General features: G+C 63.7%; 21 protein-coding genes and 2 tRNA genes. 7 read left to right on the top strand and 16 right to left on the bottom strand.

Annotated elements, in window-relative coordinates:
* Positions 1–144: 144 nt before the first annotated feature.
* The 3 genes from EP007_RS12910 to EP007_RS12900 all read right to left on the bottom strand — a co-directional run bounded on the left by EP007_RS12910 (position 145) and on the right by EP007_RS12900 (position 1,540).
* A complete protein-coding gene (locus EP007_RS12910; protein WP_128478044.1) occupies positions 145–423 on the bottom strand; it encodes a hypothetical protein in 279 nt (92 codons plus the stop codon).
* Between the two features lie 53 nt (positions 424–476).
* Entirely contained in the window at positions 477–1,169 is a 693-nt protein-coding gene (locus EP007_RS12905; RefSeq protein WP_128478043.1) for a type 1 glutamine amidotransferase domain-containing protein, read from the bottom strand.
* Between the two features lie 296 nt (positions 1,170–1,465).
* Positions 1,466–1,540, bottom strand: a tRNA-Met gene (locus EP007_RS12900).
* Positions 1,541–1,733: 193 nt separating this feature from the next.
* Between EP007_RS12900 and EP007_RS12895 the strand changes: the two genes are divergently transcribed.
* A complete protein-coding gene (locus EP007_RS12895; protein WP_128478042.1) occupies positions 1,734–4,121 on the top strand; it encodes a DUF2298 domain-containing protein in 2,388 nt (795 codons plus the stop codon).
* A 39-nt stretch (positions 4,122–4,160) separates the two neighbouring features.
* Here EP007_RS12895 and EP007_RS12890 read toward each other — a convergent pair whose 3' ends face one another.
* From EP007_RS12890 to EP007_RS12865, 6 genes are all read right to left on the bottom strand, one after another.
* Complete coding sequence (locus tag EP007_RS12890) at positions 4,161–4,382, bottom strand: DUF7576 family protein (protein WP_128478041.1); 222 nt, start codon at positions 4,380–4,382, stop codon at positions 4,161–4,163.
* 46 nt (positions 4,383–4,428) lie between these two features.
* Entirely contained in the window at positions 4,429–4,752 is a 324-nt protein-coding gene (locus EP007_RS12885; protein WP_128478040.1) for a HalOD1 output domain-containing protein, read from the bottom strand.
* Positions 4,753–4,855: 103 nt separating this feature from the next.
* Positions 4,856–7,831: a bacterio-opsin activator domain-containing protein gene (locus tag EP007_RS12880; RefSeq protein ID WP_128478039.1), complete on the bottom strand. Its 2,976-nt coding sequence runs from the start codon at positions 7,829–7,831 to the stop codon at positions 4,856–4,858.
* A gap of 298 nt (positions 7,832–8,129) precedes the next feature.
* Positions 8,130–8,200, bottom strand: a tRNA-Gly gene (locus EP007_RS12875).
* 240 nt (positions 8,201–8,440) lie between these two features.
* A complete protein-coding gene (locus EP007_RS12870; RefSeq protein WP_128478038.1) occupies positions 8,441–9,100 on the bottom strand; it encodes a class I SAM-dependent methyltransferase in 660 nt (219 codons plus the stop codon).
* Positions 9,101–9,158: 58 nt separating this feature from the next.
* Positions 9,159–10,775: a long-chain-fatty-acid--CoA ligase gene (locus EP007_RS12865; protein WP_128478037.1), complete on the bottom strand. Its 1,617-nt coding sequence runs from the start codon at positions 10,773–10,775 to the stop codon at positions 9,159–9,161.
* 164 nt (positions 10,776–10,939) lie between these two features.
* Here EP007_RS12865 and EP007_RS12860 point away from each other — a divergent pair, with 164 nt between their 5' ends.
* From EP007_RS12860 to EP007_RS12835, 6 genes are all read left to right on the top strand, one after another.
* The gene (locus tag EP007_RS12860; RefSeq protein ID WP_128478036.1) at positions 10,940–11,767 is read left to right on the top strand and encodes a CBS domain-containing ParB/RepB/Spo0J family partition protein; all 828 of its coding nucleotides are present in this window, start codon (positions 10,940–10,942) and stop codon (positions 11,765–11,767) included.
* Between the two features lie 210 nt (positions 11,768–11,977).
* Complete coding sequence (locus EP007_RS12855; RefSeq protein ID WP_128478035.1) at positions 11,978–13,021, top strand: ABC transporter ATP-binding protein; 1,044 nt, start codon at positions 11,978–11,980, stop codon at positions 13,019–13,021.
* The gene (locus tag EP007_RS12850) at positions 13,018–13,797 is read left to right on the top strand and encodes an ABC transporter permease (RefSeq protein ID WP_128478034.1); all 780 of its coding nucleotides are present in this window, start codon (positions 13,018–13,020) and stop codon (positions 13,795–13,797) included. Before EP007_RS12855 ends, EP007_RS12850 begins: the two co-directional genes overlap by 4 nt.
* Before the next feature lie 103 nt (positions 13,798–13,900).
* Entirely contained in the window at positions 13,901–15,601 is a 1,701-nt protein-coding gene (locus EP007_RS12845; RefSeq protein WP_128478033.1) for an acyl-CoA mutase large subunit family protein, read from the top strand.
* Between the two features lie 107 nt (positions 15,602–15,708).
* Positions 15,709–16,311: an N-acetylmuramoyl-L-alanine amidase gene (locus EP007_RS12840; RefSeq protein ID WP_128478032.1), complete on the top strand. Its 603-nt coding sequence runs from the start codon at positions 15,709–15,711 to the stop codon at positions 16,309–16,311.
* Between the two features lie 537 nt (positions 16,312–16,848).
* Positions 16,849–17,067, top strand: a complete 219-nt coding sequence (locus EP007_RS12835; protein ID WP_128478031.1) for a hypothetical protein — start codon at positions 16,849–16,851, stop codon at positions 17,065–17,067.
* 122 nt (positions 17,068–17,189) lie between these two features.
* Here the strand turns inward: EP007_RS12835 and EP007_RS12830 are convergent, their stop codons facing one another.
* The 7 genes from EP007_RS12830 to EP007_RS12800 form a co-directional block, all read right to left on the bottom strand.
* The gene (locus tag EP007_RS12830; protein WP_128478030.1) at positions 17,190–18,680 is read right to left on the bottom strand and encodes a DHH family phosphoesterase; all 1,491 of its coding nucleotides are present in this window, start codon (positions 18,678–18,680) and stop codon (positions 17,190–17,192) included.
* Positions 18,681–18,845: 165 nt separating this feature from the next.
* Positions 18,846–20,339: an NADH-quinone oxidoreductase subunit N gene (locus EP007_RS12825; RefSeq protein ID WP_128478029.1), complete on the bottom strand. Its 1,494-nt coding sequence runs from the start codon at positions 20,337–20,339 to the stop codon at positions 18,846–18,848.
* The gene (locus tag EP007_RS12820; RefSeq protein WP_128478028.1) at positions 20,340–21,869 is read right to left on the bottom strand and encodes a complex I subunit 4 family protein; all 1,530 of its coding nucleotides are present in this window, start codon (positions 21,867–21,869) and stop codon (positions 20,340–20,342) included.
* Positions 21,870–23,933 carry an NADH-quinone oxidoreductase subunit L gene (gene nuoL, locus EP007_RS12815; RefSeq protein WP_128478027.1) on the bottom strand — a complete coding sequence of 688 codons (2,064 nt, stop codon included), beginning with the start codon at positions 23,931–23,933 and terminating at the stop codon, positions 21,870–21,872.
* A gap of 4 nt (positions 23,934–23,937) precedes the next feature.
* Positions 23,938–24,240, bottom strand: coding sequence for an NADH-quinone oxidoreductase subunit NuoK (nuoK, locus tag EP007_RS12810; RefSeq protein WP_128478597.1), 303 nt, complete (start codon positions 24,238–24,240; stop codon positions 23,938–23,940).
* On the bottom strand, positions 24,240–24,626 hold the full coding sequence (locus tag EP007_RS12805; protein WP_128478026.1) for a hypothetical protein: 387 nt from the start codon (positions 24,624–24,626) through the stop codon (positions 24,240–24,242). Before EP007_RS12805 ends, nuoK begins: the two co-directional genes overlap by 1 nt.
* On the bottom strand, positions 24,623–24,901 hold the full coding sequence (locus EP007_RS12800; RefSeq protein WP_128478596.1) for an NADH-quinone oxidoreductase subunit J: 279 nt from the start codon (positions 24,899–24,901) through the stop codon (positions 24,623–24,625). Before EP007_RS12800 ends, EP007_RS12805 begins: the two co-directional genes overlap by 4 nt.
* Positions 24,902–24,925: the final 24 nt, after the last annotated feature.

Raw genomic sequence — 24,925 nt, 5'->3', positions numbered from 1 at the left:
CCAATGTGGTATGCAATCACGCATTTAAATCTAATGGTTATGAGATGACGATGGTAAAACAGGCTCATAAATAGTGTTATTGAGCCAATTACGCACGGGCTTCTCCCCGCGATTCGCAGAGCAAGGACCGATTACTCGACCGAACTACTCGCCGATGCCCTCGCCGTGGAGACCCATGTATCCGAAGTAGACCGTTGCCGACGCCGCCATCGACACCATCGTTATCCAGAGCTTCGGCGTCAATGCGCTGGGATTCGACTGGGACCAGAGCATGCTTAGCACCGACCACAGCGTGGCGACGGCGAACGCGAGCATCATGATCCACGTTCCGAGCAGTCGGTCACCCCGTCGGGCGGTCACGAGCGCGACGGTCATCAGTAGCCAAGCGATGATTGCGAGGACTCCGCGAGTGTCTAACGCCATCGTACTCTCGTCTCTTCGATGCGGAGACTCGACTGATAAAAGTGTGCTTTCCGTTATGCGGGCGGTGCGACGCCGAGCGCCTCGATGAGCGCCATCACGCCCTCGTGGGACGACTCCGGCCCGCGGGCGGTGATGAGGTCGCCGTCCACCGTGACGCTGGTGTCGGCGTCAAGTTCCGCGTCCCAGTTACCGCCTGCGGCCTTCACCTCGTCTTCGACCCAGTAGGGAAGTTTACGGCCGCCGGGCATCAGGTCGTTGTCGTCCACGATTCCCTCCTCCCACTCGTTCGGGAATCCCGTCACGTCGCGGCCCGCCACCAGAAGCTCGCCGTCGCTGTCGCGGGTGAACGCCAGCAGGCCGACCGCGTGACAGATGACCAGCGCCTTCTGGTCGTCGCCCTCAACGCTCTCGCGGAGGAGTTTCCGTGCGTGTTTGTCCTGGTTCACGTCCCAGTTGGTCCCGTGACCGCCGGGGAACACCACGGCGTCGTACTCGTCGGTGTCGGCCTTCGCTATCGGCTGCGGGTTCTGGAGCCGCTGGTCGTTCCGGTGGACCTCTTTGACCCACTCGGCGGTCTCCTCGCCCACGTTTTCGGGGTCGATGGACCGGTCGTCCACCACGGGCGTGTTCCCGCTCGGCGTCGCCACGTCCACGTCGGCGTCGGTGTCCGAGAGCGTCTCCAGCGGGTCTACACACTCTTCTCCCCAGTATCCCTCTTCGCTGACCACGAATAGTACCGATGTCATCATCGGTGGTTACCCCGCGACGTTGAATAAAGTCGCGGCCGGGGCGAGGTCGGCCCCTATCCAGTTCTCATACGCGACGGCGCGCCTGTTGGTCACGAAGAGAAGATAGACAAAAATAGTTGGAGTCGTATTCGGAATCGACCGTCCGCACTCGGCGACTTCGGAGACGAACCGATTCACAACGTCGCGGATTGTCGGTGCAACTTCCGGGCGGCGACGAGACGCTTCCCTCCGCAGTCGAGTCGGAGAGTAATCACACCGAAACACCTCACTGGGAGGTGAGTTTCGCAAAAGTATAGCGGGAGGTGGATTTGAACCACCGGTCTGCGGGTTATGAGCCCGCCGGAATCTCCTGGCTATCCCATCCCGCTACCATATGGTAACGCCGTCTTACGGATAAGGGTTCTGATTCCGACGCCGTATGCGAATTAATCTCTCCCTCAGCAGGGCGCCGTCTGGAACGCGACGATTTCCGCCGGAGTACCCGCCTCGCGCGCGACGAACGCCCGTTCGAGGGGGTCGAACCCAAAAATGTTTATCGCTCGGTCGCTCGCCTATAACTCGATGGAGTACGCGCTCGTCCTGCTGTGGTTCGTCGTGTATCAGGCGCTCGCGTTCGCCGCCCTACCGCTCGCGGCCCGACTGTTCCCCCGATTCCCCGACAGAGGCGCGGCCTTCGCCCTCCCGATTGCCGTGGTCGTGATGACCGTGGTCGGCTTCTGGGTCGGACACGTCGGGTTCGGTCGCTGGATAGCGTTCCTCGGTGTCGGCGTTCTCCTCGGACTCTCCGGACTCGTCCTGTGGAGCGCCGGGTCGCTCCGGCCCGGCGGAGACAGACCGCTCGGGGACGCCGTCCCGCTTCGCGCGTACGCGGAAACTGCTATTGTCTTCGGCGTCGCGTTCGCCCTTCTCGTCGCGGTGCGAGCGGTTGACCCGTCGGTCCACCCCGGCGGCGGCGAGAAGTTCCTCGATTTCGGCATCCTCAAGTCGCTGTTGCGCGCCGAGGTCCTGCCTCCCCAAGACATGTGGTGGGCGGGCGAACACGTCCTCTACTACTACGGCGGCCACCTCGCGTCCGCGCTTCTGACTCACCTCACGGGCACCGAGACCCAGTACGCCTACAACCTCGCGCTCTCGGGATTCTACGCGATGCTTGTCACCGGCGCGTACGGACTCGCTGGCGCGCTCGCGGACGCCCGCGGGGCCTCCCGCCGCGTCGGCGGCGCGTTCGGAGCCTTCTTCGTCGGCTTCGCGGCTAACCTCGTCACTGCGGTTACGGGACTCGTCTGGCTTCTCCCCGACGAGACGGCGCGGGGCGTCGCCGACTGGGTGGCCTCGCCCATCGCGGACTCGACCTCCGGGACGCTGTTGACGGAGGGACTGTCCGAGTTCGGCTACTGGGCACCGAGTAGGGTCATTCCCGGCACCATCAACGAGTTCCCGCTGTTTGCGTTCCTCAACGGCGACCTGCACGGCCACATGCTCAGCACGCCGTTCCTGCTGTCGATTGCCGCGCTTGGGTTCGCCTACTACCGGACCGGACCGAGCGCGCTCCGGCGTCGCCAAATGCTCGTCTTCGGCGTCCTCCCGATTGTCGTCGGCCTGCTCGGTCTCGTGAACGTCTGGAGCTTTCCGACCGCTCTCGGCGTGGTCTGGCTCGCGGTCCTGTTCGCGCCAGCGACCCCGACAAGCCTGTTCCCCGGCGTCTCGACCGACGAGCGCGACGCTCGTCGGGACGCGGAGCGAACCGACGGCGGCGAGAGCGCGAGCGCGACCGGAACGGCCACCCAGTCGGCCGGAAGGCTCGTTCTCGACGAGGCCCGCCGAATCGGCGGCGCGTTCGCCGTGACGGGCGTCGTCGCCGCCGCGGCGGTGGCGTGGGTCGCGCCGTTCGTCTTCGGCATCCTCCTGCGCTCGGCCACCAATCGGAGCCTCGCAGTCCTCCCCGAGCAGTCGAGCGCGGTCGGACTCCTGCTCGTCCACGGGGCGTTCCTGTTGGTGTTTGCGGCGTTCTTGTGGCCGCGAGCGCGGACCGCGCTCGCAGTCCGACCCGCGCGGGCGGGCCTTCTCGCGCTGGCGGTCGCGGCGTTCGCGTGGCAACTCGGCTACCCCGTGCTGGTGCTGGTCGTTCCCCTGCTGGCGGTCGGGTGGCTGTTGCTCCGAACCGTCGGCGGTCGCACCGAACGCGGCGTCGGCTACGAGACGGTGCTGATAGTCGCCGGGACTGGTCTCGTGACGCTCGTGGAGTTCGTCTACGTGCAGGACAACGCTATCGGCGGCCGGTTCAACACCGTCTTCAAGGTGTACATGCAGGTCTGGGTCCTCTGGGCGACCGCCGCGGGGGCCGCGCTGGCGAGTCTCGTCAGTTCGGCCGGTCCCGCCGACTGGCGACTCCCGGCGCTCGGTATCGACCGGAAGGGCGTCATGACGGGCGTCGCGGCGCTACTGGTCGTCTCGACCGCGCTCTACGGCGCGCTCGCGCTCGGCGGTCATTTCACCAGCGAAGCCAACCGAATCGACGACCCGACCTTGGCCGGGAAGGCTTACGTCGAAGATGACCACCCCGACGAGGCGGCCGCCATCAAGTGGTTGGACGACCGAGCGGGCCAACCACACATCGTCTCGCCGCCGGGCCGAGAAGTATACTCGTGGTCGAGTCCCGCCGCCTCGCTGACTGGCCTGCCGACCGTCGTCGGGTGGGTGTATCAGGAGGGCGTCTATCGCGGGAGCGAGAAGTCCGACTTACGGGCCAGCGACGTTGACCTCGTCTACACTGGAACGTGGGACGACCGGGCCGAACTGCTGGACAAATACGACGTGCGGTATGTCTACGTCGGTCCGAGCGCCCACGACCAGTACGACGACGAGGACCTCCGGTTCGAGCAGTATCCCGGCATCGAGGAAGCGTTCCGCGAGGGCGACGTAGTCGTCTACGAAGTCACGGACGCCTGAAAACGTCGGCCGAAACACGACTGCTGTGCCTCGCCTCTCTCACTCTTCGGTCGCGCGCTCGGACTTCCACGCGGTCCGGCACGGTTCGCTACAGAAATCGTAAATCTCGACCGTGCCGTCGTCGTCCCGGACGGTCGCAACCGGATGCCACTCCTCGGTCGGCACCGAACAGTCGCAGTAGGTACACCGGTCGCTCACCGCGTCGCTGTCGGTCGGTCGGCCGTTGGACGCACTACGGCCGGGTTCACCGGTATCTGACATCGGTCTTGGTTCGTTGGTTCGAACGTTTCTCACTCGTGGGCACTCGCTACGCCTCTTCGTAGTTTCCAACTCGACGGTGGTCGTCAGAGTCGTCGGAGAGTTCGGTCGCTACGTCGCGTTCGGTGACCTCCACGTCCCCGCTTCCGCGGACGACGACATCGCATCCGGCAAAAGCAAACTCGACGTGACCCTGCGCCCGATCTCCCCCACCGACAGTCGAGAACAGTCGGTCGAGCGCGTCGGGGTCGATGACGTGGTACAGCGGTCCCACCTCGGTCGGTTCCTTGCCCGTCTCCTCGGCCACGGCGGCAATGACGCGCTGACTGACCGACTGCTGCTCAAACGATTTTCCGCTTGTACTCGTACTCATTCTATATCCTACTCTAGAGCGGGCTATAGGGATAGGAATTAACGATATACATATACCCGTTCAATCCGCTTCGGGATTATACATCTAAATTTGGTGGAATTGGCTACTCGTCCTCGAACAGGAGACCGAACAGCGCGCGCTCCGCGCCCCGAACGTGACGGCTGACGGTCGGCTGAGAGACGCCGAGCGTGTCCGCAATCTCCTGAGCGGAACTCTCGCGGGGCCACTCGAAGTAGCCGCCGAAGTATGCCATCCGCAGAACCTCGCGCTGGCGCTCGGTGAGTCGTTCTCTGAGTTCCAACTCGAAGTCCTGTCTCGTCACGACGGGGTCGTCGCACTCCCGCCGAGCGACCAACTTCGCATTCTCGTAGTAGTCCTCGAAGTGATTGACGAACGTTCGCACGTCGGCACGCTGGGGGATTCGAATCACGAACCGGCCTCCGTCTTCGGTCGCTGTTATCGTCCGGGGCATCGCGCCGCGTTCCATCAGCGACCGGAGGAACGCCCGGTCGGTGAGCGTACACTCGAAAAGAGCCTCGTCGTCGCGCTCTGTGACGAGACGAATCCGGTCTATCCACATCACGCCCTCGGCGAACGCGAGAACGTCCTCGGGGTCGGCTCCCGAGATGGTGAAGAACGTGTGTAGCTGACCGTCGTCGCGCTGGACCGCGTTCTCGAACTCGAACTGCGCTCCGCTTTCGGCGATGAACCCGAGAATCGGGTTCTCGGACCCGCGGATGCGGAAGTCAAGTTCTATCGACCGTTCGCTCACGAGCGCCTGCTTTTGTTCGAGCGCGTTGAGCGCGTAGCCGATGGTGTCGCCGAGTTCCGACAGCACCGCACGCTCCAGTTCGTCGAACACGTCGGTCCCGTCGGCGTAGATAGTCAGGACCCCGTGAAGTCGCTCGTCGTAACTCGCCGGAATCGATACGCACGACCGATAGCCCCGTTCGAGCGCCTGCTCGCGCCACGGGTCGAACGGCGGGTGACCGAGCAGGTCGTTCTGGACCTGCACCGTTCGGCTCCGGACCGCGCGCCCGGCCGGTCCGTCGCCGACCGCTTCACCCTCGTCTGCGGTAACTTCGATTTCCTCCAGATAGCCATCCTCGACCCCGGCACCGGTCTCCGGTCGGACTCGGTCGGTCGTCCGGTCGTGCGTCCCGAACCACGCGAATCGGTAGGGACCGGTCTCGGTCAGTCGCTCGCAGACCGCTCGCATCGCCTCGTCCTCCGAAGCGGCCTGCGTCAGCGCTTTAGTTATGTCACGAATCACGCTGTTGAGCCGGTTGACGCGTTCGAGTTCGCGGTTTTTCGCCTGCAAATTGTTGCGCTGTTCGCGGAGCGTCTCCTCGCGCTCGCCCCGGTCCAACGCGGTCCGGACGTTCGAACACAGCATGTCCGCCAGCGAGCGGTCGGCCGAGTCGAAGGCGTCAGTCTCGGCGGCCGCGGCGACGAAGACTCCGTACTTGCCCAGCGGGACCGCGAGCGCACTTCCCATCTCTACGTCGGCATCAAGGGCGGCGTCGAGATCCTCGAACGCCCGCGTCTCGCTCGCCACGAACGTCTGCCACGCCACGTCCTCGCCGTGGCGCCCGAGAAGCGCGTCATCTATCTCACCGTCCCAGCGTTGGACGGTCGTAGCGAGTCTGCTGGTCTCGTCGTCGTACAGCGCGACCGCGACGTTCGGAAAGTCCAGCGTCTCGACGGCGGCCTCAACCGCGACATCACAAATTTCGGTCGGGGAGTCGGACTCGGTCAGCGACTGGAACAACTCGTTGAGCGAAGTGAGTTTCTGCTCGCGGCGCTTGCGGTCGGAAACGTTCCGAACCACTCCGACGCGACCGATTTCGTCGCCGAGCGGGAGCGGTGCCACCCGGACTTCGACCGGGACCGACCCGCCGTCGGCGCTCGGCATCGTCGTCTCCATCGCCATCGAGTTCTCCTCGGCGTCGAGCGCCTCGCAAATCCACCGACTCTCCTCGTAGCGGTCCGACCCGAGAACCGCCTCGATGTGCTCGCCGAGCAACTCCTCACGGGCGTGACCGGTCAACTCGACGTAGGCGTCGTTGACCGCGACGAATCGGGAGTCAGCGTCAAGGGCGTACACGCCGTCGTCAACCGCGTCGAGCATCGCCTCGGAGCGTTCGAGTCGGCGCTCGCGCTCGCGGCGCTGGAGGACGGCGGCGAGAATCCGGGCGATACTCTGGACGAACTCTACGTGATAGTCGGCGTACGACCGTTTGTCGGTACTGTGACTGCCCAGAATACCCCACGGGTTCTCGGGCGACCCGATTATCGCGCTGATGCCGCCGACCGCCTCCGCGGAGTCGAGCAGCACGTCACCCGCGAATCGGTCCTCGTTCGCCATGTCTTCGACGACAATTGGTTCCTCGGAGAGCAACGTGTAGCCCGCCTGCGAGTCGCGCTCGGTCCCGATAGACGCCGCGCCCACGAGGTCGTCGTCCCACCCGAAGACGGCCCGAACGAGCAGGTCGTCCTCGTCCGGGCGGTACTCCAGCACTCCGGCGTACTCGTTGTCGAGCGCGTCAGCCACGAGTTCGACCGCCTCGTTCATCAAGTCGCCGACCGACCAGTCCTCCAGCGCGTGCCGGGAGAACGTAGCCAACGCCTCCTGCTGGCGAATCCGGTCGCGTAGCTCCGACTCTCCACCCTCGGCGTCGTCTCGGACGTAGGTCTCGGAGACGACCGCACTCTCAATTCGGGTCGCCAGCACTCGGGCGCGTTCGGTCTCCGACAAGTGCGAGTGCTCGTCGGCCGACTCGGGAGCATGCTCGGGCATCGACAACGAAAGAGTCGTGACGCGCGGGTCGGTTTCTCGGACGAGCGCGACCGCCGCATCCTCGCAGTCCGGAAGGTCGGCGTCGAGAACGACGTGGTCGATGCACTCGGCGTCCACGACGCCGAGCGCGCGCTCGACGCTGGTGACCGAGGAGAACGCCACCGCCGGTCGTTCTTCCTCGAAGACGGCTTCGAGTCGCTCGCCTCTCGATGCGTCCGCGGTGACGTAGAGCGCGCGGACCGGGCCAGCAGTCGGTGCGTTTGGGGGCGTCGAATTCATTCTCCGAACTGGTAGTCGAACGCAGGCGTCGTGAGTCGCTGGGAAGGTCTGTTTCAACTACGGGGCGGTCCGGCAAAAACTATGCGGCCCTACACGTCTCGGGGCTGGCGGGACGCGACGACCGAACGCTGGTCGGGATTCGAATCGAGGATAGAGTAACCACTCACCAGTTAGTTCGACAGAGATGCGCCGACCGGGAATTGAACCGGAGCCAGACGTTCCGACTCGCTTCGCTCGTGGGCGTGCGACTGGCAGGGTTCAATCCCTGCGTATTTTGTCTCACTGCGTTCGACAGAAATGCGCCGACCGGGAATTGAACCCGGGTCAATGGCTTGGAAGGCCATAGTCATACCACTAGACCACCGGCGCACTGCGCTCACTTCGTTTGGTTGTGCCCCGAGCCTTGCCTCACTTCGTTCGGCAAGACACCGGCGCGCTTCGTTCGCTCGCGCGCCGAGGCTCGAAAACGCATCGCGTTTTCTCACCACCGGCGTGCGGCGTCGTGTTTGGTCGTTGGCCGCCCTGCATTAAGGGCCTTACTGTTTCGGTCGAGGAGCTAACTGCGAGTTTCTGTCTATTTCTTCTCGCGCGCACGCGGGAGCGACGACATTACTCCGAGACCGGACGAACGACGCCGTAGCAGTTCCCGCTCGACACCTCGAAATCAATCAGTTCCAGTCCGCTCGCGGCCACGTCGTCCTCGAACTCGTCGGGCGAGTAGATGTGATAGAATCGCTCGACCGTCTCGCCGCCCGGCAGGGTCCACTCGACTTCGGTGTCGAAGCCTTTCTCGCGGTCGAATCGGTCGTGGGCGGTACTCCACGCGCTGACGAGCGCGCGGCCCTCGGGCGCGAGGACGCGCGCCAGTTCGTCCAGACTCCCGACGCGGGCGGCCCGACTCGGCAGGTGGTGAAGCGTAGCGACGTAGACCGCCAGTTCGACCGTCGAGTCCCGGAGTGGGAGTCGCGCGGCGTCGGCCTGCACGAGGTCGGCGTCGAACCCCCGCTCGGCGGCGCGCTCGCGGGCGGTGTCGAGCAGCCCACGACTCGCGTCCGCGGCCACGACGCGGTCGGCGTGGCCCGCGAGCAGTTCGGCGTGACGGCCGTTGCCACAGCCGAGGTCGAGCGCCGTCGCGGCCTGCGGCGCGTCCTGTACGAACGATTCGACCTCGGGCCACGCGTACTCGCGGGTCTGCGCGAAGTGGTCGGCGATGTAGTCGTACGTCGCGCGAACCTCGCGGCGCTCGACTGGGTCCTCCGCCTCGTCCATGCGTTCGGTTCGACGCCGGGCCGTGAAAACGACTCCGGGTTTCCTCGCGGGAGTCCCACTACCCCTGTCCGACCATCCGCTCCTCGTCGTCCCACTCGCGCTGGCGGAGTTCGTACTTCTGAATCTTTCCCGTGGCTGTCTGGGGGAGTTCGGCGACGAACTCCACGCGGTGGACCGTCTTGTAGGAGGCCATGCGCTCGTTCGTGAACTCCTGAATCTCCTGTTCGGTCACGCCGGGGTTTTCGGGGTCGCCCGACGCCGGAACGACGAAGGCCTTCGGGGTCTCGCCCCACTGGTCGCTCGGGGCCGGGACGACGGCGACCGCGGCGACCTCGTCGTGGTCGAAGAGGGTGTCCTCGATTTCGATGCTGGAGATGTTCTCGCCGCCCGAGATGATGATGTCCTTCTTACGGTCCTGAATCGACACCATCCCGTGGTCGTCCACGACCGCGAGGTCGCCGGTGTGGAACCACCCCTCGCACTTCTCGTTGAACGCCGCCTCGGTCGCTTGGGGTTTGTTCCAGTAGCCGTCCATCACCTGATTGCCCCGAACGACGATTTCGCCGAGCGTCGAGTCGTCGCGGGGCACCTCCTCGCCGTCGTCGTCCACGACCGCGACTTCCGTGCCGAGGACGCCCATACCCTGCCGTTTCTTGATTGCGAAGCGACTATCGTCGTCGTCCATCAGGCGGCGCGCGTCCGAGATGGTCACGAGCGGGCCGGTCTCGGTCAGGCCGTAGAGATGCTTGAGATACCAGTCGAACTCGTCCTCGACGGTCCGGATGGTCGCCTCCGGCGGAGCCGACCCCGCAGTCGTCACCCGAACGTCATTGTCACCGCTCATCTCCGGACGGTCGTTCTCCTCGTAGTAGTCCGCGAGCATGTTGAGGACCGTCGGCGCGCCACAGAGGAACGACACGTCTTCGGCCCGAATCGTCTCGACCACGTCGGCGGCGTCCACGCCCCGTGTGCAGACGTGTTTGGCACCGACGCCGGTAATCGCGTAGATGTGGCCCCACCCGTTGACGTGGAACATCGGGAGGGTCCAGAGATACACGTCGTCGTCGTAGAGTTCGTGGTGGACCGAGAGGATGTAGGCGTGGAGAGTTTCGGTGCGGTGGGTCCGCATCACGCCCTTCGGGTCGCCCGTGGTGCCCGAAGTGTAGTTGATGGTGATAATCTCGTCTTCGGCCATCTCCGGGCGCTCGTAGTCGTCGGGGTTGGCGTCGGCGACGACAGCATCGAAGTCCTCCCAGTCGCCCGCCGTCGCCTCGGCGTCGTTGGAGACAAACACCTTCGTCGGGACCTCCTCGCGGATAGCTTCGATTTTCTCGGCGTAGGCGTAGTCGGCGATTATCGCGTCAACGCCCGCGTCCGACAGGATGTACTCGTAGTCGTCGGGCGTCAACCGATAGTTCAGCGGGGTGTGGACCGCACCCAACTGCATAATTCCGTAGGCTGCTTCGAGTTGGTAATGGGTGTTCGGGTCGAGGACGGCCACCCGGTCGCCCTTCTCGATACCTCGCTCGGCCAGCGCGGCCGAGAGGCGGTCGGCCCGCTCCCCGAACTCGTCGTAAGTGTAGCGCTCCCCGGTCGTGGCGACGATGGCCTCTTGGTCGCCGTAATGTCTCCGCGCCCGGTCGAGGAAGTCGGTCACCAGCAACGGTTTCTGCATGCTCTAAAGTTCACGAACTTTCACGAAATACGTTATGGTGGTGGTAAATCTACGGCGTCTCCGTTGGCTCTCGCTCGCCAGACCGTTCCAAACTCCGACCGGTCACCGCTCCGAGCGGGGGCGAACCGCGAACCCTTTTCACCGACCGGTGCGTCGTTGGACGCATGGACGTGGCGGCAGCGGACGGCGGGACGACCGGCGGCAAGGCGAAAGTCAAAGACTACATGACCCGCGATGTCGTGACGGTGTCGCCCGACGCCACCGTCGAGCAGGTGTCGCATCAAATCGCCGAGAGCGACGAACACAACGGCTATCCGGTCTGTGACGGCCGACGGGTCGAGGGATTCGTCAGCGCCCGCGACCTCCTGTTGGCCGACAGCGAAGAGCCGATTTTCAAGGTGATGAGCCAAGACCTCATCGTCGCCCACCCCGACATGGACGTGAACGACGCCGCGCGCGTCATCCTTCGGTCGGGCATCCAGAAGTTGCCCGTCGTTGACGATGCGGGCAACCTCGTGGGCATCATCTCGAACACGGATGTGATTCGGTCCCAAATCGAGCGCGCGACGCCCGAGAAGGTCGGGAAACTCATGCGCACGCTCGAATCCATCCACGACACCGAGGTCGAGCAGACCCGGCGAGACGTTCCGCTGGACGAACTCACCCCGACGCAGGGGAAAGTCTACGCCGACGAGTTGGAGGGACGGAGCTACGAACTCGAACGCGGACTGGCCGAACCGCTCGTCGTCATCGACTGCGCGCCCAACAGCGACGACGGCGACTTCCTGCTGGCCGACGGCCACCATCGGGTGATGGCCGCCGACAGAATCGACCTCGACACGATGGACGCCTACGTTATCCTCGTGGACGAGGACGTGGAACTCGGGATGGCCAAGACTGCCGAGAAGGAGGGTTTAGGCAGTCTGGGCGACGTGAAAGTCGTGGACTACGCTCGCCACCCGCTCGTAGAGACCACGAAGCGATTGCAGTAGTCGCGCTCGCCCGAGCGCTCTTTCGACGGTCGTCTCGGTCTCCTCTCGAACACGTTTCGGCGGCGTGCAGGCAGTTAGCATGCCTCTGCGTGGGTTTCGTATTCCGAAATGGCGAGTACCGACCGCAGCGATATCGAACCCGCGGCTTGCCGAAGACAAGTAAAAATCGAGATAGAAAATTTTACACACCATTGATTACTTTTGACAAGCATGGATTCACCGGAACAGAGACAGAAACAGACGGTCCTCTCGGTCGAGGACCTGCGAAAGACGTACGGCGACGGCAGTGTCGTCGCGGTTGACGACGTTTCCTTTTCGGTCGAGAGAGGGTCCGTCGTCGGTCTTCTGGGACCCAACGGGGCCGGAAAAACCTCAACTATCAAGTCCATCCTCGGCGTCGTCCTGCCGGACGAAGGCGAGGTGGAAGTTGATGGCGTGAACGTCCACGAGGGCGGCGGCAAGATGTACGAGAAAGTGAGTGCCGTCCTCGAAGGCGCGCGAAACGTCTACTGGCGACTGACGGTACAGGAGAACCTCTCCTTTTTCTCGTCCCTGCAGGGCATCGACCCGCGGGACCACCGCGAGGAACACGAGGAGTTGATGGAACTGCTGAACATCGACCACAAAGCCGACGAGGTGGTCAAAGACCTCTCGCGGGGCATGAAGCAGAAGACCGCCCTCGCCTGCGCGCTCGTCCGCGAAACGCCCGTTCTCTTTCTGGACGAACCGACGCTCGGTCTCGACGTGGAGGCCTCTCACGACCTCCGACAGGAACTCGAACGCCTCGTCACGCAGGAGAACCGGACGGTCATCCTGAGTAGCCACGACATGGACGTGATGCAGGACCTCTGTGACCGTATCATCATCATGGACGAGGGCGAGGTCGTCACCGACGAAGACGTGACCGAGTTAGTGGAACTGTTCCAGACGCAGGCCTACGAAGTCATCGTCGAGGAGGCGGTTTCGACGACGGCCCGACAGGCGCTCGAACGCGACTTCGACGTGAACGAGTGGCGCGAGCGCGGCGACTGGACGGTCTGTGAGGTGTCGCTGGACGACCGCGAGCGAATCCACGACCTGATGGGGACCTTAGCGGAGTTCGACCTGACGCCTCGGTCAGTGTCGGTCGTCCAACCCGACCTCGAAGACGTGTTCCTCGAAGTGACCGGCGGAAACGAGGACGAAGACGAGACCGAAGACAAAGAGGAGAGCGAGACCGAGGACGCGGCCCGGATAGTGGAGGGCCGCGCATGAGTCTCCACCACCTCTATCTGTTCAGTCGCGCCTCGTTCTACAAGTCGCTCATTCTGATGAAGCGGTATCTCGTCAACACGCTCTCCCAAATCGTCAGCATGTACCTGCTGTTCGCGGTGATGTTCTTCGGCGGCCAGCAACTCGCTGGCGCGGCCATCACCAACTCGATAGAGGGCATCGTCGTCGGCTACTTCCTCTGGATGCTCATCATGAGTTCCTACTCGTCCATCGCGGGCAACATCACAAAGGAGGCCCAATGGGGCACGCTCGAACAGCTCTACATGTCGCCGCTCGGGTTCGACCGAATCGTGGGCATCAAGACCATCGTGAACGTCTTCGTGAGTCTGCTGATTGCGACGACGCTACTGGTCTTGATGCTGTTGACGACCGGCGTTACGCTGAGTTTCAATCTGCTCACCATCACGCCGATTATCGTCCTGACGCTCGCGCCCGCGGTCGGATTGGGTTACATCTTCGGTGGTCTCGCCCTGCTCTACAAGCGAATCGAGAGCGCGTTCCAACTCATGCAGTTCGCGTTCATCGGACTCATCGCGGCCCCCGTCGAGCAGTTCGCCGCGCTCAAGTTCGCGCCGTTCGCGCTGGGGAGCCATCTGCTCCGACAGGCCATGAGCGAACAGCAGACGCTGTTGGAGATGCCGACCGCGGACCTCGGTCTACTCGTCGCGGTGGGCGTCGTCTATCTCGGTCTCGGCTACGGTATCTTCCGGGTCATCCAGACGAAGGCGCGAGAACGCGGCGTGCTGGGAGAATACTGAGCCTCGGCGTTCGTTGCACCGACTCGTCGTTCGATTCTGGATACGCTGTCCGTGACGGCGCAATTCACGCAACTTCATTATCCTTCGAGCAATTATTACAATCATGTACGACGACGACGACCTCGCGGAGATACGCGACGCCAAAGAGGAGTGGGAAGAGGAGACCTTAGACCCCGTACTCGACGCGTACGGCGAGCGGAAAGACCGGTTCGCCACGGTGTCGAACCTCGAAGTTGACCGACTCTACACCCCCGAGGACGTTGCCGACGTAGACTACGACGAGGACTTGGGCTTCCCCGGCGAGGAACCGTACACTCGCGGGCCGTACCCGACGATGTATCGCGGTCGGACGTGGACGATGCGCCAGTTCGCTGGGTTCGGCACCGCAGAGGAGACCAACGAGCGATTCCACTACCTCATCGACGAGGGCCAGACCGGTCTTTCGACGGCGTTCGACATGCCGAGCTTGATGGGAAAAGACTCCGACGACCCCCTCTCTGACGGCGAGGTCGGCAAGGAGGGCGTCGCGGTGGACACGCTCAAGGACATGGAGATTCTGTTCGACGGCATCGACCTCGATGAGGTCTCGACCTCCTTTACCATCAACCCCTCCGCGCCGGTCATCTACGCGATGTACATCGCGCTGGCCGACCAGCAGGGCGTCCCCCGCGAGGAGATTCGGGGGACCCTCCAGAACGACATGCTCAAGGAGTTCATCGCCCAGAAGGAGTGGGTTATCCCGCCCGAACCCTCGCTGGACATCGTGACCGACACCATCGAGTTCGCCGTCGAGGAAACCCCGAACATCAAGCCCGTCTCCATCTCGGGCTACCACATCCGCGAGGCCGGTTCGACTGCGATTCAGGAACTCGCGTTCACGCTCGCGGACGGGTTCGCCTACGTCGAGGACTGTCTCGACCGCGGGATGGACGTGGACGACTTCGCGCCCCAGTTGTCTTTCTTCTTCAACTCCCACAACTCCATCTTCGAGGAAGTCGCCAAGTTCCGCGCCGCGCGGCGCATCTACTCGAACGTGATGGGCGAGTGGTACGGTGCCGAGAAGGACGCCAGCAAACAGCTCAAGTTCCACACCCAGACCGCGGGCCAGAGTCTGACCGCCCAACAGCCGCTGAACAACGTGGTCCGCGTGACGATTCAGGCCTTGGCTGGCGTCCTCGGCGGCACTCAGAGTCTCCACACCAACAGCTTCGACGAGGCGCTGGCCCTGCCCTCCGAGAAGGCCGTCCGGGTCGCGCTCCGGACCCAGCAGATAATCGCCGACGAGTCGGGCGCGGCCGACATCGCGGATCCGCTCGGCGGGTCGTTCGCCGTCGAGAGCCTGACCGACGAGACCGAGCAGAAGGCGATGGCCTACATCGAGGAAATAAAGGAGATGGGCGACGGCTCGGTCCGCGACGGCGTGCTGGAGGGCATCGAGGGGGGCTACTTCCACCGCGAGATTCAGGACGCCTCTTACGAGTACCAAGAGCGCGTCGAGGAGGGCGAGGAGACCGTCGTCGGCGTCAACAAGTACGAAATCGAGGAGGACACCCAACCCGACATTCTCAAAGTGGACGAGGAGACCCAAGAGCGCCAACTCGACCGCCTCGCCGAGGTCAAGGAAGAGCGCGACGACGAGGAAGTCGAGTCCGCGCTCGGCGAGTTACAGGACGCCATCGACGCCGACGAGAACGTGATGCCCGCCATCATCGACGCGGTGAAGGCCTACGCGACGATGGGCGAAATCATGCAGGTCTTCGAGACCGAGTATGGGAGCTATCAGGAGACGGTTAACGTCGCATAGCTCGGACGAGACCGTGGGGACTTGGCGGCGTTTCTCTGCACCAATTTCATTTCTAACTCAGAAATCAAAAAATTATATTACTCGTCGCTGCACTTATTCTCATGCGCATGAGTTCCAGAAGAAACTTCCTCAAGAAGCTCGGTGCGGCAAGCACGGCCGGTCTCGCTGGCGCGAGTGCCCTCTCGGGAATCGCGGCGGCGGACATGCCGGATGTCGAGTGGGTGCCAGCCGACTCCAGCAACTACACGAGTGCGAACCGCGGTGGAGCCGAGATCGACTGGATCATCATTCACACGGTCCAAGGGTCGGCCAGCGGTGCGGTTAGCTGGTTCCAGAACCCCGACGCCAACGTGAGCGCCCACTTCACCGTCGCCGAAGACGGCTACCTCTACCAGAGCCTCTCGGAGGTCAACGTCGGCTGGCACGCGGGCGACTGGAGCTACAACCAGTCCTCCGTCGGCATCGAACACGGCGGCTACGTCAGCGGCACCTACGAGGACGCCCAACTCCAGAAGTCGGCCGACCTCGTCGCCTACCTCTGCGAGCAGTACGGCATCCCGAAACAGCGCGCCACCTACGTGCCTACTAACGCGGGAGACAACGAGACGGGCGGCATCATCGGCCACGACCAAGTTCCCGGCAGTTCCCACACCGACCCCGGCGACAACTGGGACTGGGACTACTTCATCGACCTCGTCAACCATTCCTAATTCCAAATTGACGACCGTTTCCCAGCTCATATTTAAACATCATTTATTTTAAGAAGTGAAAGAAGGAAGCTGTATATTGATGAAAACAAGGAGGAGATTTCTCACCACGACTTTCGCAGGTAGTCTCGCGCTTAGCGGTTGTACTTCATTCATGGAACATAATTCTAGAACAAATATTGAATTTATCAGAGTTATAAATTCCAATGAAAAACGGCACGAAGTGAGTATCGTCCTTCTTCGGGAAGATTCAGTCATTTTTGCTGACCAACGGACCGCGAGTGCACAGAAAGACGAAGTTACAGGCGGTTACGTCTTATCCGATGGCTGGGAAAAAGACTCTGGGAAACACACTGTCGCCATAAAAATAGACGATGGTCCGTGGCGACAACGAACGCTCGAAAATCCGGAAGAAAGCGACTGTTTGAGCGTCGTCGTCCGTATACAAGACGACGGCAAGGGAGTGATCCTAACTCAGTCGGAAAGAGCCTGCCCACGCTAAGCACAATGTTCTTCCAAGAGTATCGCGTTAGCTTCTCTATGAGCTACACCGTCCAGTACTACGACCTCGTTCTGGTCGCCATCTTCGCCACGATGGCGGTGGGGACCGGAATCGGCGTCTTGACGCCGCTCGCGCTCCCGACCGCAGTCACCCTCGCGGGCGTGGCCGCGGCCCTGCTCATCGCCCACGGTCTGTTCGTCAGAGGGCCGGTGGACGGGGCGGAGGACCTGACCGACGAAGTCGAGACGCTGAACTGAACTCGCGGAACTATCGTGGCCACGTCGCCGCCGACCGTGCCGCGACGACTCCGTCTCCGACAAAGTTTCTGGTCGCCATGCTCGCCTGCGCGCGCATCGGCGCGCTTGAGATGACCTGACCGTCAGTTCTCGGGGTCCACGACCGTCGCCTCGAAGTTCGCCTCACCGCCGGGAGCGTACTCGCCGTCGTCCTCCGGTAGCGACTGAATCGTCTCGAAGAAGCGGTCGGTGATGACCTCGCTGACGACGCTTGTCAGCGACGCCTCCTCCTCGTCTTCGACCTCGCCGAGCAGGCCGAGCGGAATCTGGGCACCAGCCATGTCGGCGTGGCCGCCCGCGCTTCCGATCTGGCCGAACGCCGACCGGAGCGTCCCGCCGAGGTCGATGTCGGTGCCGCGGGCGCGCGCCGAGACGTAGACCGTGCCGTCGCGGAACCCGTAGACCAGCGTCGTCGTTATCGACTCCATGTTGAGCAGGTGGTCGGCCGCCTGCGCGAGGGCGTCGCGGTCCGACAGCGCCCCGACGCAAGTCGCCAGCACCGTTCCCTCGACGCGCCGGTTCCGGATAGCACGAGAGATTGTCTCGAAAGTGTCGGCGCTGACCGACGGACTCTCGACGCGCTCCAGCGTCCCGACGTTGGCGTGGGGAAGCAGGTGGGAGGCCGCCTCGAAGTCGGCGGTCGAGACCTCGCGCGAGAAGTCCTTGGTATCGACACGGATGCCGTACAGCAGGCCGGTCGCAACGTCTTCCGAGAAGTCGATACCGAGGCGCTGGATGTGTTCGGCAAGCAGGGTCGAGGTCGCGCCCACGTCGCTTCGGAGGTCCACGAACTCGGCTTCCGGCGGCTCTTTGGGTGGGTGGTGATCGACGACGATGTCGATGGCGGTGTCTTCGGGCAGTTGGTCGTTGACGCCCGGCCGGGAGTGATCGACCAGCGCGATACCGGCGAACTCCTCGGGATCGACCGCCTCGTCGGCCGCGAAGTTCCGGAGGTCCAACTCCAGCAGGTTGACGAAGGCCCGGTTCTCCTGATGGGAAATGTCGCCGAAGTAGCAGGGAACCGCCTCGGTACCGACCGCCTCGGCGACCCGACACAGCGCGACGGCGCTGGCGATGGCGTCGGGGTCCGGGTTGTCGTGCATGAACACCGCCAAGGTACCGTCGATTCGCCGAATCGTCCGCCGGAGGTTGACGGTCCGAATCGCGTACTCGCCGAGCGTGACCGCCAGCACCTGTTCGACCAACGCCTGCGTCGGGTCGATGACGTGGTCCGAGAGCGTCTCGATACGCTCGCGCTGGCCGGGACCACACCCCTCGCCGAGGTAGCCGATGACGTACGCCTCGGGGAACAACTCGACCGCGAGTTCGGCGGCCTGCCGATTGGTCTCGGGTTCTCGGTTGGCGACCACGACCACGTCGGCCCCGTCAACGCTCTCTCGCATCGCCTCGGGGTCGGTCGGATCACCGACGGTCGCCGAGACGCCTTCCTCACGGAGCGCATCGACGCGGCTCTCGGCGTCGTCAACGACCAACATGTTGCTTTCGCCGTCGGCTATCGCCTCCACGAGGGTCTGACCGACGGTTCCACACCCCAGTACCAGCCGCGAAACCATTCTATCCGCGGCTTTCTGTTGCGCGGCCTAAAGTCTACCGTCTACCGCCCGCCTTCGCGCGGCGTCGGGCGTTTCAGCGCACTTCGGAGCGTCGAGAGACGCGTCTCGGAGGTCGGCGTCAGAAAAATGAACCGCGAATCGTCGAATCGAAGACGGTGGCGTCGATTACGCCACGAGCGCGGCGGCGGCGTCGGTCGCGTACTGCCAAACCGAACCGAATCCGGGCAGGAGCAGGACGGTCACGACGGCGGCCGCGGACAGCGCGGCGTAGAGACCGACGGGCTTGGACTCGATGTCGAACTCGCCCACCGGGTCCTCTATCCACATCGCCTTGACGACCCGCGAGTAGTAGTACAGCGACAGCGCGCTGTTGATGGCACCGACCGCGGCGAGCCACCAGAACCCTGCGCGGACCGCGCCCGCGAACAGGAAGTATTTACTCATGAAGCCGCCGAACGGCGGAAGTCCCGCGAGGCTGAACAGGAAGACGGTCATGGCGACGCAGGCGAACGGTGCCCGCGCGGCCAGTCCGTTGAAGTCCTCGAACTTTCGGCCGATGGACCAATACTCGGTCAGGGCGATGAACAGGAACGCGCCCGTGTTCATGAACCCGTAGACGAGCAGGTGGGCCATCCCGCCTGCCAGCACGAACTGGTCGCTACCGCCCGATAGCGCGGCGAGCGCGATGAGGACGTAGCCCGCGTGACCGATAGAGGAGTACGCGAGCATGCGCTTGACCGTGTCCTGGGTCGCGGCCGCGAAGTTGCCCAGCGTCATCGTCACGACCGCCAGAATCTGGGCCGCGAGGACCCAGTCAACGCCCGCAGTCGCGCTCGTGACCAACTGGTCAACGGGGAACGCGACGATGAACACGCGGAACGCCACGGCGAACCCGGCGGCCTTCGAGGCTGACGAGAGGAACGCCGAGATGGGCGCGGGTGCGCCCTCGTAGGCCTCGGGTGCCCAGAAGTGGAACGGCACCGCCGAGACCTTGTACGAGAACCCGCCCAGTATCATCAGTATCCCGATACCGAGGACGCCAGTCAGGTCGGTTTCGCCGACCGCGTTGGCGACCTCGGGCAACAGGAGCGATCCGGTCACCGCGTAGACCAGACTGATACCGTAGGCGAGGATAGACGACGAGAGCGCGCCGACGAGGAAGTATTTCAGTCCTGCCTCGACGCTCCCGCGGTTCTTCTTGAGGATGGCGACCAGCGCGAACGACGGCAGGCTGGAGAGTTCGAGGCTGATGAACACGACCGCGAGACTGTTCGCGGTCGCCATCATCGTCATCCCCGTCGCCGCCAGCATGACGAGCGCGTAGTATTCGGCCTGATAGGAGTGGTCGCGCATGTAGTCGTAGCTGGCCGCACAGACCAGCACGGTCACGCTCGCAAAGACGAACGCGAAGAACAGGCTCATCGAGTCCACGACGACCGAGTTCGCGTAGAGTCGAATCGGCTCTGTCCCCGTGCCAGCCAGCAGATACCACGCCGAGACGCCCGCGGCGGCGAGCGACCCGAGAGTCGCGGTTCCCGCAATTAGCGGCCGGTTCTCGGAGCCGGGGTCGATGCTATCGATGATGAACAGCAGGAGCGCTGTCGCCGCGAACGCGTAGGCGGGTGCGAGCGCCGTCCACGTCGGAAGTTGCACCGCCATCTATACACCACCTCCGGCCGCCGGAACCAGCGGATTCACTGCGTCCTGAATCATCGTGTAGAAGATGTTCGGGTCCACGCCCAACAGGATGACCAGCAGGATGAGGACCACGAGCGGAGCCACGTCGTGGAACGCGGCCGGACCGACCTCGTAGTCCGTCTCAGTCTCGAAGGTCCCGAACAGCGTGCGCTGCATGGCGAACAGCAGGTAGCCCGCGACCACGACGATGCCGAACATCGCGGCGGCCGTGAACCACACCGAGCCAGCGAACGCGCCGAACGAGCCGAGGAAGATGAACAGCTCCGCGGCGAAGCCAGCCATCAGCGGCAGGCCCATATATCCGAACGCGCCCGCGACGAACACCGCGACGGTGAACGGCATCTTGCTCGCCAGCCCGGACATGTCCGAGACCATCCGGGTGTGAGTCGTGTTGTAGATGACGCCGACCGACATGAACATCAGCCCCGAGATGAGACCGTGGGCGACCATCTGGAAGGTCGCACCGCCCATGCCGTAGAGCGTGTACGCCACGAGTCCGAGGATGACGTACCCCATCGAGGAGACCGAGGAGTACGCCACGATGCGCTTGAGGTCGGTCTGGGCCAGCGCCAGCATCGCGCCGTAGATGACGCTAATCACCGCAAACAGCGCGATAATTGGCGCATTGTTCTGGGCAACGTCCGGCAACATTGTGAAGTTGAACCGGAGCAGCGCGTAGGTACCCATCTTCAGCAGGACCCCCGCCAGCATAATCGACACCGGCGTCGGGGCCTCGACGTGGGCGTCCGGCAGCCACGTATGGAACGGGACGATCGGAACCTTCACCGCGAAGCCGACGAACATGGCGACGAACGCCGCCACCTTCAGCGTGCCCGCGGTGAGCGGTCCGAGACCGCCGAGTTCGCCCGCGCGAAGCGCTTGGGCGATAGCGGGCATGTCGAGACTCGTCACCGAGTCGCCGAGTCCGAACACCAGCGCGATGAACCCGATGAACATCACGAGCGAGGCGATGTTCGTGTAGACGAACATCTTGATTGCGGCGTACTTGCGGCGCGGACCGCCCCAGACGCCGATGAGGACGTACATCGGAACCAGCACCATCTCCCAGAAGACGAACCACTGGAAGAAGTCGAGCGCCGAGAAGACGCCCAGCAGGCTGGCCTCGAGGAACAGCATCAGCCCGTAGAACTGGCTCTGGCGCTCGTCGATGGGCGTCCACGACGCCAGCAGGGCCAGCGACGTGAGCACCGTGGTCAGCGCGACCAGCGGCATACTGATGCCGTCGAGTCCGACGTGCCAGTTCAGCGTGTAGGGTCCGGCAGTGACCCACTCGAAGTTCGTCTCGAAGGCCAGTTCGCTGCCCGCCAACAGGGCGTTACCGCTGGCCTCGTACGTACTGTACATCCAGAGACTCCCGGCGAGCGGGAGCAGGCTGAGCGCGAACGCGAGCTTGCTCGCCACCTTGTTCGGGGCGAGGAACACCGCGAACGCGCTCGCCAGCGTCACCGCGATGAGTGCTTCAATCCACATTCAGAACCAACCTCCCACGAGTCCGATAACGACGAGCAAGACGACGAAACTCGCCGTCAGCAGGAAGGCGTAGTTCGACACTACGCCGGTCTGGATGCGCTTGATGCGGCTCCCGCCGAACAGGCTCACGCTGGAGACGCCGTCCACGACGCCGTCGATGACGCCTTGGTCGAACTTGTCCGCGGCGCGGGCCAGCGGCAGGGTGAAGCCGGTCGCCAGCCAGACCTGATACTCGTCTTGATAGTAGTTGTTGAACAACACTGTCTTCGCGCCGCCCAGTTTGTCGGTGTGCTCCTTGGGGTCCGGCACCGCGTAGAGCTTCCACGCGAGTCCGGCACCCGCGAGCGCGAGTGCGAGCGAGACGCCCGCACCGAGGAGAACCGTCGTGACCTCCGAACCGACGTATCCGGCCGAGTAGTGCGCGAAGTCGTGCGTCAGTTCACCGTAGTGGTGAGCCGACAGCGCCTCCGGACCGGCGTCGAGCCACTGGTGGAGGAAGTCGATGTTCTCCACGCCCAACACCTTCTGGACCGGAAGCAGGTTTGCGACGCCAGCGACAGCCGCGAGCGTCCCGAGGGCCGCGAGCGGTCCCTTCACGTTCCAGCGAACGCCGTGGGGGTCCCGCGCGGTGTCGCTCCGGGGTTCACCGTGGAAGGTCAGCGCGACCATCCGGAAGGTGTAGAACCCGGTGAAGAACACCGCGAGCAGGCCCATCGCGTAGGCTGCGAGCAGTATCGGGCTGTTGAGACCGTGGACGAGCGCCTCGTAGAGGATTTCGTCCTTCGACCAGAAGCCCGAGAACGGGACGATGCCCGCGAGCGCGAGCGACCCCGAGAGGAACGCGTAGTAGGTCACGGGCATCCGGTCTTTCAGACCGCCCATGTCCCACATGTTCTCGTTGTGGTGCATTGCGATGATGACCGACCCCGCACCGAGGAACAGCAGCGCCTTGAAGAAGGCGTGGGTCATCAGGTGGAAGGAGGCGGCGACGTAGCCGCCAGCGCCCAGTCCGAGCATCATGTAGCCGTACTGGGAGATGGTCGAGTACGCCAGCACCTGCTTTATCTCCTTCTTGACGACGCCCATCGTCGCCGCGAACAGGGCCGTGAAGCCGCCGATGAACGCGATGAGGGCCAACACCTGCGGTAGCAGGGCGTAGAACCCGTAGATGCGCGCGACGAGGAAGACGCCCGCCGCGACCATCGTCGCCGCGTGAATGAGCGCGGAAACGGGGGTCGGACCCTCCATGGCGTCGGGCAGCCACGTATGCAGGGGGAACTGCGCGGACTTGCCGACGACGCCGCCGAGGATAAGCAGTCCGAGGACTGCGAACCACGCCTGCGGGTCGAGTCCGAGGTAGGTCGTCACCTCGACGCTCTCACCGAGCAGAGCCTGTTCGGCGACGTGGGGGAACGAATGGAGGCTCTCGCTACCGACGAACATCGACGTGCCGAAGGTGGCGAAGACGCCGACGACGCCGATGAGGAAGAAGTAGTCCCCGAATCGAGTGACGAGGAACGCCTTCTTCGCCGCGCTCGGCGGGCCGTCGTCGCTCTGCCAGAAGCCGATGAGGAGCCACGAACAGAGACCCACCAGCTCGAAGAACATGAACGCCATGAGCAGGTTGTCCGCGAAGACGAACGAGAGCATGCTCGCGGTGAACAGGCCCAGTCCGCCGTAGTAGCGGGGCAGGCCCGTCTCGCCCTCGTCGTTCATGTAGCCGAGGCTGAAAATGTGGACGAGCAGCGCGACCAGCGAGACGATGATGAGCATCATCGTCGAGAGCGGGTCGAGTAGAACGCCCAGATGCAGGTCGAACGTGGCTTCGCCCGCGCCCGCAACCCACGTCACGTACTCGTGGTACATGCCGTCGGAAGTGCCGCGAACGGCCACGAACGCCCACACCGACAGCAGGAGCGAGCCAGCCGTGGCGAGGATGCCCGGAATTGCCCCGCCCTTCGGGAGCAGTCGCGGAGCGAACGCTCCGACGAGCAACGCGATCAGGAACGATACGAACGGCAGGGCCGCGATGACCGGTGCCAGTTCGAAGGGGAGTGCTGCCATACGTTTACCACCTCATCGTCGTCGCTTCGGTTACGTCCACGTCCTTGAAATTACGATACAACACGAGGATGATGCCGATACCGACCGCGACCTCCGCGGCCGCCAGCGCGAGCGTGAACAGGCTGAACGTCTGGCCCGTCAGGTTGCCGTGGTAGTTCGAGAACGCGACGAGGTTGATGTTCGCCGCGTTCAACAGCAACTCCACGCTCATCAGGAACAGCAGCGCGTTCCGGCGAGTCAGAATGCCGAACACGCCGATTGCGAACACGGCGGCCGAGAGCAGGAGGTAATACTGAGCCGGAACCATCACTGCTCACCTCCGTCGGTTCTCTCGCCACCGTCCGCGACGACTTCACCGTCTGCAGACTCCTGCTCGACCGCGCCCGAGCGGAGCGCCGAGACGATTTGGCCGTCCTCTTCGCGGCTGGCTAGCAACACTGCGCCGTCGAGCGCCGCGTCCAGCACCACCGCGATGAGGATAAACGCCACCAGAAAGCCCTCGCTCGGAATCGCGTTGGGGGCCTGAATGTTGAACATCGCGTAGCCGATGCTGGCCACGACGGACGCGCCTTCGGGGAATCCGGCAGCGTCGCCGAAGTTCGCGCCGACGAAGACCCACGCCATCACTGCGAAGAGCGCGAGCGCGGCGATGCCGGGCAACTTCCGACCTCTGTCGTCGTTGTAATCACTCATACGTCGGTCACCTCCTCGTTCTGTTCATCTGTCGTAGCCTGGCGCGTGAGCATCACGGCGAACGTGATGAGGATGAGCACTCCGCCCACGTAGACGAGTACCTGCATAGCCGCGAGGAACTCCGCCTGTAACATCACGTAGTGAACCGCGACGGAGAGCAACGCGACACCCAGCAGTAACGCGGAGTGCCACACGTCCCGCACCAGGACGACGCCCAGACTACTCGCTATCGTGACGAGAGCGAACAGCCCGAACGTTAGTAGTTCGTATACCATTTCAGTCACCTTGAAGTTCTCGTA

This window comes from Halorussus pelagicus (assembly GCF_004087835.1).
Taxonomy (GTDB): domain Archaea; phylum Halobacteriota; class Halobacteria; order Halobacteriales; family Haladaptataceae; genus Halorussus; species Halorussus pelagicus.
The sequence above is the reverse complement of the archived record's forward strand: the minus strand, read 5'-3'. Positions and strand labels throughout refer to the sequence as shown.

Coding starts and splice junctions, on each gene's coding strand:
- EP007_RS12910 (WP_128478044.1), bottom strand. CDS start 423: ATGGCGTTAGACACTCGCGGAGTCCTCGCAATCATCGCTTGGCTACTG.
- EP007_RS12905 (WP_128478043.1), bottom strand. CDS start 1,169: ATGACATCGGTACTATTCGTGGTCAGCGAAGAGGGATACTGGGGAGAA.
- EP007_RS12895 (WP_128478042.1), top strand. CDS start 1,734: ATGGAGTACGCGCTCGTCCTGCTGTGGTTCGTCGTGTATCAGGCGCTC.
- EP007_RS12890 (WP_128478041.1), bottom strand. CDS start 4,382: ATGTCAGATACCGGTGAACCCGGCCGTAGTGCGTCCAACGGCCGACCG.
- EP007_RS12885 (WP_128478040.1), bottom strand. CDS start 4,752: ATGAGTACGAGTACAAGCGGAAAATCGTTTGAGCAGCAGTCGGTCAGT.
- EP007_RS12880 (WP_128478039.1), bottom strand. CDS start 7,831: ATGAATTCGACGCCCCCAAACGCACCGACTGCTGGCCCGGTCCGCGCG.
- EP007_RS12870 (WP_128478038.1), bottom strand. CDS start 9,100: ATGGACGAGGCGGAGGACCCAGTCGAGCGCCGCGAGGTTCGCGCGACG.
- EP007_RS12865 (WP_128478037.1), bottom strand. CDS start 10,775: ATGCAGAAACCGTTGCTGGTGACCGACTTCCTCGACCGGGCGCGGAGA.
- EP007_RS12860 (WP_128478036.1), top strand. CDS start 10,940: ATGGACGTGGCGGCAGCGGACGGCGGGACGACCGGCGGCAAGGCGAAA.
- EP007_RS12855 (WP_128478035.1), top strand. CDS start 11,978: ATGGATTCACCGGAACAGAGACAGAAACAGACGGTCCTCTCGGTCGAG.
- EP007_RS12850 (WP_128478034.1), top strand. CDS start 13,018: ATGAGTCTCCACCACCTCTATCTGTTCAGTCGCGCCTCGTTCTACAAG.
- EP007_RS12845 (WP_128478033.1), top strand. CDS start 13,901: ATGTACGACGACGACGACCTCGCGGAGATACGCGACGCCAAAGAGGAG.
- EP007_RS12840 (WP_128478032.1), top strand. CDS start 15,709: ATGAGTTCCAGAAGAAACTTCCTCAAGAAGCTCGGTGCGGCAAGCACG.
- EP007_RS12835 (WP_128478031.1), top strand. CDS start 16,849: ATGAGCTACACCGTCCAGTACTACGACCTCGTTCTGGTCGCCATCTTC.
- EP007_RS12830 (WP_128478030.1), bottom strand. CDS start 18,680: ATGGTTTCGCGGCTGGTACTGGGGTGTGGAACCGTCGGTCAGACCCTC.
- EP007_RS12825 (WP_128478029.1), bottom strand. CDS start 20,339: ATGGCGGTGCAACTTCCGACGTGGACGGCGCTCGCACCCGCCTACGCG.
- EP007_RS12820 (WP_128478028.1), bottom strand. CDS start 21,869: ATGTGGATTGAAGCACTCATCGCGGTGACGCTGGCGAGCGCGTTCGCG.
- nuoL (WP_128478027.1), bottom strand. CDS start 23,933: ATGGCAGCACTCCCCTTCGAACTGGCACCGGTCATCGCGGCCCTGCCG.
- nuoK (WP_128478597.1), bottom strand. CDS start 24,240: ATGGTTCCGGCTCAGTATTACCTCCTGCTCTCGGCCGCCGTGTTCGCA.
- EP007_RS12805 (WP_128478026.1), bottom strand. CDS start 24,626: ATGAGTGATTACAACGACGACAGAGGTCGGAAGTTGCCCGGCATCGCC.
- EP007_RS12800 (WP_128478596.1), bottom strand. CDS start 24,901: ATGGTATACGAACTACTAACGTTCGGGCTGTTCGCTCTCGTCACGATA.